The organism is Roseicyclus sp., from assembly GCF_052168335.1.
GTDB lineage: Bacteria > Pseudomonadota > Alphaproteobacteria > Rhodobacterales > Rhodobacteraceae > Roseibacterium.
Window position 1 is genome coordinate 1 of record NZ_JBQLZP010000074.1, and the last position, 6,119, is coordinate 6,119.

The following is a 6,119-nucleotide window of genomic DNA, read 5'->3' on the forward strand; positions in this document are numbered from 1 at the left end:
CCCGAAGCCGAACCACATGACGAGAATGGGCGCCGTGCCCACGATGGGCAGCGCCGCGATGAAGTTGCCGACGGGCAGGAGCCCGCGCTGGAGGAAGGGCGAGCGGTCGATGGCGATGGCCGTCAGGAATGCCGCGCCGCAGCCGATGGCGTAACCCGCGAGCGCGCCCTTCAGGATCGTCTGGCGGAAGTCTGCCCAGAGGGTTTCCGTGTTCTCCGCGAAGGTCGCGGCGATGACGGAGGGCGCCGGCAGGATGATCGGCGAGATCTCGTAGAGGCGCACCGTCGCCTCCCAGAGCCCGAGCAGCGTCGCGCCGAAGATCAGCGGCACGAGGAAGCGCACCCCCGCCCCCCGCGCGCGGCCCGCGATCAGCGCGTTGAGCGCCCAGGCCCCGAGCCAGAGCGCGAGGATCGCGCCGAGCCGCCAGTCGATGGCGAAACCCAGCGCCACCAGCGCCGCGCCGAGGGCGGGCATGATCCAGGCGGGAAGCGCCCCGCGCGATGCCACAGCCCCGCTCATCGGTCGAGCCCCATGCGCCGGAGCGTCACGCGCTCGATCAGGCTCAGGCTCGCCACCAGCGCGGCGGCACAGATCGCCGCCATGAAGAGCGCGGACCAGATCTGGATCGTCTGGCCGTAATAGCTCCCCGTCAGGAGACGCGCGCCGAGGCCGAAGCGCGCGCCGGTCGGCAGTTCCGCCACGATGGTGCCGACAAGCGCCGCCGCGATCCCCACCTTGAGCGAGGCGAAGAGGAAGGGCAGCGACGCCGGAAGCCTGAGCTTCCAGAAGGTCTCGGGCCCCGAGGCGGAATATGTGCGCAGGAGGTCGAGGTCCATCGCGTTCGGACTGCGCAGCCCCGCGACCATGCCCACGACGACCGGGAAGAAGCTCAGATAGGCCGAGATCAGCGACTTCGGGATCAGCCCTTCCAGCCCGACCGAGTTCAGCACCACGATGATCATCGGCGCGATGGCGAGGATCGGGATGGTCTGGCTCGCGATGGCCCAGGGCATGACGCTGAGGTCCATCGCGCGATTGTGGACGATGCCGACGGCGAGCAGCACGCCCGCGAGCCCGCCGATGACGAAGCCGAGCAGCGTGGGCGCCAGCGTCTGCCAGGCGTGGAACAGGAGGTTGCGGGGGTTCGGGCTGTACGCGCCCCGCCGCTCGCGCAGGAGCGGCTCGCCCACGGTCGTGTTCCAAAGTTCGGCCGCGACCTGGTGGGGTGCGGGCAGGACGGGACGTTCCTGGCTCATGGCGTCGGCGAGGATCTCGGCCGCGCTCAGCTCGACCCCCTGCCGCTGCGCCTGGTCGAGCGTCCAGGCCCTGTTCAGCCCGATGGCGGCGGCATACCAGACGGCGACGATGACGGCGACGACGGCGATGACCGGGAAGACCGCGCCCGACACGGCGCCGAGGCCGCGTCCGAGCGCGCCCGCGCCGCCCCCCGCCGCCGTGTCGGCCGCGGCGCTCATGCCCAGGCCCTCAGCTCGGCCGCGTCGGCCAGGCGATGAGCGCCACCGCCACCACCCCGAGCGCGAGGCCCGCGGCCTGGAGCGTTCCGGGCCGCTCGCCGAAGACCGCGATCCCGACCGCCGCCGCCAGCACGAGCTGGAGCACCGCGCTGATCGAGATGGCGATGGCCATGCCGCTCTCGCGCATCAGGCGCACCATGATGAGGTTGCCGATCGTGTAGAGCACCAGTGCGAGCAGCAGCCACGAAAGGCGCGACGTGCCCACGTAGGCGCGCAGGAGCGTGCTCGCCGTGAGGTAGACGGCCATCGCGCCGCCGAGCCATGCAAGGAATGCCGCGCTCAACCCCGGGACCCTCCGACCGCGCCGATGTCCCGCTTCTAGCGGGGGCGGCCCCCGCCCCGCGCGCCGGATCGCGACATGGGGAGAGGTCGCTAATCGTCATAGGCATGCCCCGCCCTCAGTCCCTCGCGCACCCGGTGTGCGATGGCGAGAAATTCCGGCGTGTCTCGGATGTCGAGCGGCCGGTCCGGGCCGAGATCGCTCTCGATCACGTCGGTGATCCGGCCGGGGCGCGGGCTCATCACCACGATCTTGGTCGAGAGGTAGACCGCCTCGGGGATCGAGTGCGTGACGAAGCCGATGGTCTTTCCCGTCCGTCGCCAGAGCGCGAGGAGCTGCTCGTTCAGGTGGTCGCGCACGATCTCGTCGAGCGCGCCGAAGGGCTCGTCCATGAGGAGGAGGTCGGCATCGAAGGCGAGCGCCCGCGCGATAGAGGCGCGCTGTTGCATGCCGCCCGAGAGCTGCCAGGGATACTTCTTGCCGAAGCCAGCAAGATCAACGAGTTCGAGGACGTTCTTCGCGCGCCGCTCCTGCTCGGCCCGGTCATAGCCCATGATCTCGAGCGGCAGCTTCACGTTCTTCTCGATGGTCCGCCACGGGTAGAGGCCCGCCGCCTGGAACACGTAGCCGTAGGCGCGCGCGCGGCGCGCCTCGTCGGGGCTCATCCCGTTGACGGTGATGCTGCCGCCCGTCGGCTCCTCCAGCGCCGCGACGACGCGCAGGAACGTGGTCTTGCCGCAGCCAGAGGGGCCAATGAAGCTGACGAAGTCGCCCTTGCGGATGGTGAGGTTCACGTCGCGCAGCGCCTGGACCGGCCCGTCCGCCGTCTGGAAGGTGAGATCGAGGCCGCGCGCCTCGATCACGGTCTCGACCGGGGGCGCGGCCTCTGCCACTCTCTCGGCGGCGGCGCTCATGCCGCCCCCTTGGAAAGGCGCGTCATCCATGAAGGACTCCATGCCGGCCGAGTGCCGGAAGCTGCGTCCCGGAGGGACCTATTCCGGCAAGCAGGGCTTCGACTATTTCGAGGGAATCGCTCTGGAAACAACGGGTTCTCAGGCGATCTGCATGCATCTTCTGACCGTGCCGCCGGGCGGGCGCGCCAGGGCGCACAAGCACGAGACGCACGAGACGGCGATCTACGTGCTCGAGGGGCGCGCGCGGATGTACTGGGGGCCGCGTCTCGAGCACTGCATGGAGACGGAGGCGGGGGACATGATCTACATTCCGGCCGACGTTCCGCATCTGCCGCTGAACCCATACGACGCCCCGGCCCGAGCGGTGATCGCCCGGACCGATCCGCACGAGCAGGAAAGCGTCGTCCTCTTGCCGGAACTCGACGCGCTGGTGCCCTGAGCGCTGGTGCCCCGAGCGCCATCAGACGCCCGTGACCGGAATGCCCGTCCGCTCCACCGGCCGCGGCGCGGTCAGTTCCTTCCACTGGCTGAGGGCGCGGTTCACCGAGCCGTTCGGCGGGCGCGCCACGAAACGCCCATGACCCTCCTGCGTGCGGATCTCGCCATCTTGGATGGCGACATGGCCGCGCGTCAGCGTGAAGCGCGGCAGGCCCGTCACCTCCTTGCCCTCGAAGACGTTGTAGTCGATCGCCGACTGCTGCTTGTCCGCCGTGATCGTCTTGGACTTCTCGGGATCCCAGACCACGATATCGGCATCCGCGCCGACCAGGATCGCACCCTTTTTCGGATAGCAATTCAGGATCTTGGCGATGTTCGTGGAGGTGACGGCGACAAATTCGTTCAAGGTGAGCCGACCCGTGCGAACCCCATGCGTCCAGAGCATCGGCATCCGGTCCTCGAGGCCGCCGGTGCCGTTCGGAATCTTGGTGAAGTCGCCCACGCCGGTGCGCTTCTGCGCGGTCGTGAAGGCGCAATGGTCCGTCGCCACCACCGAGAGCGAGCCCGACATGAGCCCGGCCCAGAGGCTGTCCTGGTGCTGCTTGTTGCGGAAGGGCGGCGACATCACGCGGCGCGCGGCATGGTCCCAGTCGGGGTGGAAGTACTCGCTCTCGTCGAGGGTCAGGTGCTGGATCAGCGGCTCGCCCCAGACGCGCTTGCCGTTGGCCTTTGCGCGCCGGATCGCCTCGTGGGCCTCCTCGCAGGAGACGTGGACGACGTAGAGCGGCACCCCCGCCATGTCGGCGATCATGATGGCGCGGTTCGTGGCCTCGCCCTCGACCTGCGAGGGGCGCGAATAGGCGTGGCCTTCCGGCCCGGTGTTGCCCTCGGCCATCAGCTTCTGTTGCAGTTCGGCCACCACGTCGCCGTTCTCGGCATGGACGAGCGCGGTGGCGCCCAGCTCGGCCAGCCGCCGGAACGACGCGAAGAGCTCGTCGTCGTTCACCATCAGCGCGCCCTTGTAGGCCATGAAGTGCTTGAAGGTGTTGATCCCCCGCTCCCGCACGATGCCGGGCATCTCGTCGAAGACCTGCTCGGACCACCAGGTCACGGCCATGTGGAAGGAATAGTCGCAGGTCGCCCGCGTCGACTTGTTGTCCCACATCCGGAGCGCGTCGAAGAGGCCCTGACCGGGCGAGGGCAGCGCGAAGTCGACCACCATCGTCGTTCCGCCGGAGAGCGCGGCGCGCGTGCCGCTCTCGAAGTCGTCGGAGGAATAGGTGCCCATGAAGGGCATCTCGAGGTGCGTGTGCGGGTCGATCCCGCCCGGCATCACGTAGCACCCGGTGGCGTCGAGCACCGTGTCGCCCTTGAGGTTCTTGCCGATCCCGGTGATCACCCCGTTCTCCACGAGGACGTCCGCCTCGTAGGTCAGGTCCGCGGTCACCACCGTTCCGCCCTTGATCACCGTGCTCATCGCGTTCTCCCTGTCATGTCCGCCCTTATTGCGGGCGCGTGCAGATCATCCGTCCGTCCCGCGTGAGAAGCGGCAGGAACGTCACCTCGACCGGCCCCACGTAGCGGTACCAGTAGCAGCCGTCGCTTTCGATCCGGACGTTGCTCATGTCCTGCCCCGGGGCGACGAGGGCGGCGAGCTGCTCGGTCAGGGGCTCGCTCTGTCCCTCGGGGGTCGGCGGCGCGCCGCAGGCCGCAAGGGCCAGCACGAGGGGCGCCACCAGGTATGTCGTTCGGATCATTCCACGATCTCCGCAGTTTCCACCACGGCATGGAATAGCACATCGGCGCCCGCTGTCGCCCACTCGCGCGAGATTTCCTCGGCCTCGTTGTGCGAAAGCCCGTCGACGCAGGGGCACATGATCATCGCGCTCGGCGCGACATCGTTGATCCAGCAGGCGTCGTGGCCTGCACCGGACACGATGTCCATGTGCGAATATCCCAGCTTTTCAGCGGCCTGGCGGATGGTGCGCACGCAGGTCTCGTCGAAGGCGGGCGGGTCGAACTGGCCCACGATCTGCGCCTCGAAACCGACGCCGATCTCCTCGCAGAGGCCGGGCGCGCGCGCCAGGAACTCGTCGACCATGGCGTTCAGCTTGTCGAGGAGGTGCGTGCGCAGGTCGACCGTGAAGACGACCTTTCCCGGGATGATGTTGCGGGAGTTGGGGTAGACGTCGATATGGCCGATCGCGCCCACCGCGTTCGGCTGGTTCTTCATCGCGATCTCGTGGACGAGCTCGGTCACGAGGGCGAGGCCGCGGCCCGCGTTCCTGCGCATGTGCATGGGAGTGGAGCCCGTGTGGCTCTCCTTGCCGGTCACGGTGCACTCGATCCAGCGGAGGCCCTGGCCGTGCGTCACCACGCCGATGTCCTTGCCCTCGGCCTCGAGGATCGGCCCCTGCTCGATGTGGAGCTCGAAATAGGCGTGCATCTTGCGCGCGCCGACCTTCTCCTCGCCCTTCCAGCCGATCCGCTCCAGCTCGTCGCCGAAGCGCTTGCCCTTGGCGTCCACCCGGTCGTAGGCCCACTGGAGGTCGTGCCGCCCCGCGAAGACGCCGGAGGCGAGCATGGCGGGGGCGAAGCGCGTCCCCTCCTCGTTCGTCCAGTTGGCGATGACGATGGGGCGCTTCGTCCGGATGCCCAGATCGTTCAGCGTCCGCACCAGCTCCAGCCCGCCGAGAACGCCGAGCACGCCGTCGTACTTGCCGCCCGTCGGCTGCGTGTCGAGATGCGAGCCGACATAGACCGGCAGCGCCTCGGGGTCCGTCCCCTCGCGGCGGGCGAACATGTTGCCGATCTCGTCGACCCCCATGGAGAGGCCCGCCGCCTCGCACCATGTCTGGAACAGCGCGCGCCCCTCGGTGTCCTCGTCGGTAAGCGTCTGGCGGTTGTTGCCGCCAGCCACCCCCGGCCCGATCCTCGCCATCTCCATGAGCG

The 6,119-nt window shown here is 69.0% G+C and carries 8 protein-coding genes; 1 reads left to right on the forward strand and 7 read right to left on the reverse strand.

Annotation, left to right across the window (positions count from 1 at the left end; all coding sequences use genetic code 11):
- From ACTS11_RS02460 to ACTS11_RS02475, 4 genes are all read right to left on the reverse strand, one after another.
- Positions 1-474: ABC transporter permease (locus ACTS11_RS02460; RefSeq protein WP_442638765.1), on the reverse strand; the 474-nt coding region annotated here is incomplete at its 3' end.
- A gap of 41 nt (positions 475-515) precedes the next feature.
- The gene (locus ACTS11_RS02465) at positions 516-1,475 is read right to left on the reverse strand and encodes an ABC transporter permease (protein ID WP_442638766.1); all 960 of its coding nucleotides are present in this window, start codon (positions 1,473-1,475) and stop codon (positions 516-518) included.
- Between the two features lie 10 nt (positions 1,476-1,485).
- A complete protein-coding gene (locus ACTS11_RS02470) occupies positions 1,486-1,818 on the reverse strand; it encodes a hypothetical protein (RefSeq protein ID WP_442638767.1) in 333 nt (110 codons plus the stop codon).
- 89 nt (positions 1,819-1,907) lie between these two features.
- A complete protein-coding gene (locus ACTS11_RS02475) occupies positions 1,908-2,729 on the reverse strand; it encodes an ABC transporter ATP-binding protein (RefSeq protein ID WP_442638768.1) in 822 nt (273 codons plus the stop codon).
- A gap of 28 nt (positions 2,730-2,757) precedes the next feature.
- On the opposite strand from ACTS11_RS02475, the gene ACTS11_RS02480 reads away from it, so the two are divergent.
- Positions 2,758-3,168 carry a cupin domain-containing protein gene (locus ACTS11_RS02480; RefSeq protein WP_442638769.1) on the forward strand — a complete coding sequence of 137 codons (411 nt, stop codon included), beginning with the start codon at positions 2,758-2,760 and terminating at the stop codon, positions 3,166-3,168.
- 21 nt (positions 3,169-3,189) lie between these two features.
- Here the strand turns inward: ACTS11_RS02480 and hydA are convergent, their stop codons facing one another.
- The 3 genes from hydA to ACTS11_RS02495 all read right to left on the reverse strand — a co-directional run.
- Positions 3,190-4,644, reverse strand: a complete 1,455-nt coding sequence (hydA, locus tag ACTS11_RS02485; protein WP_442638770.1) for a dihydropyrimidinase — start codon at positions 4,642-4,644, stop codon at positions 3,190-3,192.
- Between the two features lie 25 nt (positions 4,645-4,669).
- On the reverse strand, positions 4,670-4,924 hold the full coding sequence (locus tag ACTS11_RS02490; RefSeq protein ID WP_442638771.1) for a hypothetical protein: 255 nt from the start codon (positions 4,922-4,924) through the stop codon (positions 4,670-4,672).
- A partial coding sequence (locus ACTS11_RS02495; protein ID WP_442638772.1) for a Zn-dependent hydrolase occupies positions 4,921-6,119 on the reverse strand: 1,199 nt, incomplete at its 5' end. The genes ACTS11_RS02495 and ACTS11_RS02490, both read right to left, overlap by 4 nt.

What these genes read in the sequence shown, in the direction of transcription:
- ACTS11_RS02490 (WP_442638771.1), bottom strand. Translation starts at nt 4,924, where the DNA reads ATGATCCGAACGACATACCTGGTGGCGCCCCTCGTGCTGGCCCTTGCG.
- ACTS11_RS02465 (WP_442638766.1), bottom strand. Translation starts at nt 1,475, where the DNA reads ATGAGCGCCGCGGCCGACACGGCGGCGGGGGGCGGCGCGGGCGCGCTC.
- hydA (WP_442638770.1), bottom strand. Translation starts at nt 4,644, where the DNA reads ATGAGCACGGTGATCAAGGGCGGAACGGTGGTGACCGCGGACCTGACC.
- ACTS11_RS02475 (WP_442638768.1), bottom strand. Translation starts at nt 2,729, where the DNA reads ATGAGCGCCGCCGCCGAGAGAGTGGCAGAGGCCGCGCCCCCGGTCGAG.
- ACTS11_RS02480 (WP_442638769.1), top strand. Translation starts at nt 2,758, where the DNA reads ATGAAGGACTCCATGCCGGCCGAGTGCCGGAAGCTGCGTCCCGGAGGG.